Source organism: Succinatimonas hippei YIT 12066, from assembly GCF_000188195.1.
Classification (GTDB): Bacteria; Pseudomonadota; Gammaproteobacteria; order Enterobacterales; family Succinivibrionaceae; genus Succinatimonas; species Succinatimonas hippei.
This window is the reverse complement of record NZ_GL831019.1, coordinates 1-3528: the sequence shown is the minus strand read 5'-3', so window position 1 is coordinate 3528 and position 3528 is coordinate 1. Positions and strand designations below refer to the sequence as shown.

Here is a 3528-nt window from a genome sequence, read left to right as displayed (position 1 = left end):
TAGGCAATAACAAACGCTTTGACGAGCGTATCGCCGAATTGTGTCTTCATCATAAAATCACTGATGCTTATAATGGAGCTTATGAGCGTAACGAAGCAATAAAAAGCCGAACAGAGATGATGCAAGCATGGGCTGATTACTGTTATTCAGGATTAAATAAATGAGTAGTAAAAATGCAGAATACTATCAAGACCTACTTGGTTTTATTGATGAAGCTTTATTTGTCTCAGCAGTAATTGAAACTCAATACTTTTATAAAGATCCCGACGGTCAAATCAAGCCTTTATTGCAAAACAAACACGTTGCAACAAACGGAAAACAAGGCTTTATTCTTCGGAGTCAATGTTCATCAGATGAAGAATTTGAGCAAAAGAAAGAACAATTAAAAATTGCGAATAAAAATCTACAATGGCAGACAAACCGAACTCCAAACCCAATGACCAAATATATACAAAAAATACTTACACTACATGAAAAGCTAATTGGCATTCAACAAACTCTCCAAAAAGAGCATCAATACATATATACCGAAATGCCTACACTCGATAAAAATAAACAAGAATACAAAACCCAACGACACAAAATTTCATCAATGGTTATAGAAATATTTTCCATTTTGGGAAGAATTGAACAACTTGTAGAGTTTTGTTCCGAAGAACAAAAGAAACAGATACAAAAAAGCAAGAAACCTAGAATTGATAACAAAAAAATTCAATTTTTCAAAAAAGTATTAAATAAAGACCCTTCTCTAAAAACAAGTACAAACGCAACAATACAAGCAGCGCTTGAAGCAGCTGGCTGGAAAAGAAAATTGAAGACTCGAGTACCATCAGAACCAACTATAGCCAGATACAGAAAACAACTTGAAAATAATTAATTTTTCATTTTCATTAACCATGGCTAATGAAAACACAGCTTTTTCGTATGAGTAATAATGACTGCGAGCACAATCTCAAAAGGAGGTTTTAATCGTGGTTCAAAAAAAGCTTGTACGCGTTAAAGAAGTTGCTGAACTTTTAAGTTTAGGCGTATCTACAGTTTGGCGTAAAGTCAAAGAAGATCCTTCTTTTCCTCGTCCCCACAAAATCAGTGAAAGAATCACTGTTTGGCAATTATCCGAAATCTTGGATTGGATAAACGTTAAATGTCACAACACTACTTATAAGGAGGATTAAGATGGAACTCTTTGATGGATATTTACCAGTTCATGGAAAACAACCAGCAATAAAAGAATGGGGAAGACCGACTGAGCTATATAGCCTTGAACAAGCACAAAAATTCAATGAATACGGAGGGCGCATTGCTGAAAATATCGTTTTAATTGATGTTGATAATAGAGAGCAAGCCGACTGTTTATTAAAAATAGTAGAACAAGAAAATATATCTACTATCGTTTATAAAACAGATCGTGGCTTACATTTTTACTTTGAAAATGATGGAACATTTTTAAAGTGTGAGTCACATAAAAAACTAGCTATAGGACTTGAAGCAGATATAAAAGTCGGAACAAGCAACTCATACGCAAAGCTAAAGAGCAATGGCGTTGAACGTAAAATAATCAGAAACACTGAAAAATTACAAACAATCCCAAAATGGTTGCGTCCGTTAAATGCTCAAAAATTGCAAGCAGAGCTGTTTAACTTATCCGAAGGGGATGGACGCAACGACACTTTGTATAGGTACATTATACCTCTTATAAATTCTGGATTTACCAAAGAAGAAAGCAGAGAGTGCATAAGACTTATAAATAAATATGTCTTTGCTCAAAGTCTGGAAAATAAGGAGCTTGAAACAATATTGCGTGATGAAGCTTTTGAAAACTTGCATCCTGACTTCTATGGTAATAATAAAAAATTACAAATAGATGAACTAAGTAAGTTCATCATCAACAAACTTCATATAAAGCGTATCAATGAAAAATTATATGCTTATCAGAATGGATTTTACGTGTTGGCCTCTAAGCTTAGAGGAAATTATGTATTGCAATACGTAAAAAATCCAAGAAAGAATATCAGGAACGAAGTTGAAGCATTTATTAATGACTTCATCATTGAAAATGCAACAGTAGCAGATCCTCGCTATATCGGATTTAAAAACGGTATTTACGATTTAGAAGAGAGAAAACTAATTTCTTTCGATCCTAACATTGTAATTACCAATCCGATCAATCATAACTATATTTCTGATGCTTATGATGCAGATACGGATAAATTTTTAAGTAATATCACTTGTGGAGACAAAGCCCTTCGAGCAAATTTAGAAGAATTATTAGGTTATTGTCTCTATAGGGAAAACAGTCTGCAAAAATTTTTCCTGTTGTATGGTTCTGGAAGCAATGGTAAAAGCATGTTTTGCACTTTTATCAGAGCTGTGCTCGGTGAAGAAAATTGCAGCTCTGAAAGCCTTCAACGATTAGGGGAACGTTTCGGCTCTTCATCTATATATAACAAGCTTGCAAATATATGTGATGATAACAGCTCAATGCATATAAAAGATCCAGCAATGTTAAAAATCCTTTCTTCAGGAGGAAATTACCAGACAGAGTTTAAGGGGAAAGATTCATTCTCATATACTCCATTCTGCAAACTTATTTTCTGTATGAATAAACTTCCTAAAATCAATGATAACGGTCAAGCTGTACAGCGCCGTTTAGTCATAATTCCATTTAATAGAAGTATTCCAGAGAATGAGCAAGATACGGCACTAAAGAAAAAATTAACCAAAGATAGTGCAATCGAATACGGCATAAGAATTGCGATAGAAGGGTTAAATCGTCTTTTAGAAAATAATAAATTTACTGAAAGCGAGAAAATCGACCAACAGTTGAATAATTATTTAGGATATAACAATCCTATTGCCGACTTCGTTAAAAAGAAGGGAGGTATAGAATATCTTCTTTCAAACTACTGCGGAGATATTTATTCTGAATATCAACGATACTGCGAAGAAAATTGTTCTGAAAAAATTTCCATACAGATGTTCGGTAAACAAATATGCTCCATGTACGACTTAAAAAGTCACAGCGTTAATCCGAATGATGGAACAACAGATCGCCACAAAAAATATAGGAGAAGATAAATAACTAATTGATTTTTAACAAGTAACCGAGTAACCGATTATTTTTAATTTATAAATAAAAAATATATAAAAAATAAAAATTAAAGAAAAAAATAAAAAGATAAAATATAAAAATATTGGTTACTTGGTTACGAGAAAAATAAGTGTAATTTAAATAATTAGTATATAATTATAAATAAATACAATTTATATACTATTTTTATGTTTATAAAGGTTCATGAATGGCAAAAGCATTAGATCCGTATAGAGTTGCTTTAAGTATTTTGTCATCAGATACACTTGAAGAAGCCCGCAGTAAGTTAAACATAAGCAGAACTAAATTTTGGCAATTAAGACAGAAACCAGAGATAAAAAACGCTTTAAACGAAATTTCATCTCATATTTATGATGAAAGTTTGGCAACCGTTATGCACGATACAACAGAAAATCTTTCTATTCTGAAAAACTTGG

Annotated in this window: 4 protein-coding genes; all 4 read left to right on the top strand. The window is 32.5% G+C overall.

The window, feature by feature from the left end; translation table 11 throughout:
- Positions 1-160 precede the first annotated feature (160 nt).
- Positions 161-877, top strand: coding sequence for a hypothetical protein (locus HMPREF9444_RS06880; protein WP_009143684.1), 717 nt, complete (start codon positions 161-163; stop codon positions 875-877).
- A gap of 94 nt (positions 878-971) precedes the next feature.
- Positions 972-1175 carry a helix-turn-helix transcriptional regulator gene (locus tag HMPREF9444_RS06875; RefSeq protein ID WP_009143683.1) on the top strand — a complete coding sequence of 68 codons (204 nt, stop codon included), beginning with the start codon at positions 972-974 and terminating at the stop codon, positions 1173-1175.
- A 1-nt stretch (position 1176) separates the two neighbouring features.
- Positions 1177-3078, top strand: coding sequence for a DNA primase family protein (locus tag HMPREF9444_RS06870; RefSeq protein ID WP_009143682.1), 1902 nt, complete (start codon positions 1177-1179; stop codon positions 3076-3078).
- 221 nt (positions 3079-3299) lie between these two features.
- Positions 3300-3528, top strand: a 229-nt coding sequence (locus tag HMPREF9444_RS06865) for a hypothetical protein (protein ID WP_009143681.1), incomplete at its 3' end; no start/stop codon positions are given.